This window comes from Streptomyces niphimycinicus (assembly GCF_018883605.1).
GTDB classification, from domain to species: domain Bacteria; phylum Actinomycetota; class Actinomycetes; order Streptomycetales; family Streptomycetaceae; genus Streptomyces; species Streptomyces niphimycinicus.
Map to the genome: position 1 here is coordinate 1 of NZ_JAHLEM010001370.1, position 356 is coordinate 356.

The following is a 356-nucleotide window of genomic DNA, read 5'->3' on the forward strand; positions in this document are numbered from 1 at the left end:
CGGTCCGGGCCCGGCCGCGGCTGCCCGGCCCGTACGAGCGGATCGAGGCGCTGGGGGGAGAACAGCCGCTGCCGGGGGAGCCCGCCCCCGCGAGGATGGCCCCGCCCTCCGCGGCCGACCGCCACCAGGAGGTGGTGCGGCACGAGCGCGAGGTCAGGACCGACCGGCACACCGTCGTACGCGCCGAGCCCACACCGCATGAGGACGTGGAGCGGTACGTCGAACTCCCCGCCCCGGCACCGCTGTTGCTCCCCAGCACCCAGATCACCGTCAGGCCGCAACCGGCCGCCCCCGACACCCCGGCCACCCGGCGGGGCGACACGGCGGCCCCGGCACCCGACACCGCGCCGGCCGCC

The 356-nt window shown here is 78.9% G+C and carries 1 pseudogene; it reads left to right on the forward strand.

The features are described 5' to 3' along the window. Positions 1 to 356: pseudogene (locus tag KN815_RS49780) on the forward strand (hypothetical protein); the annotation flags it as partial.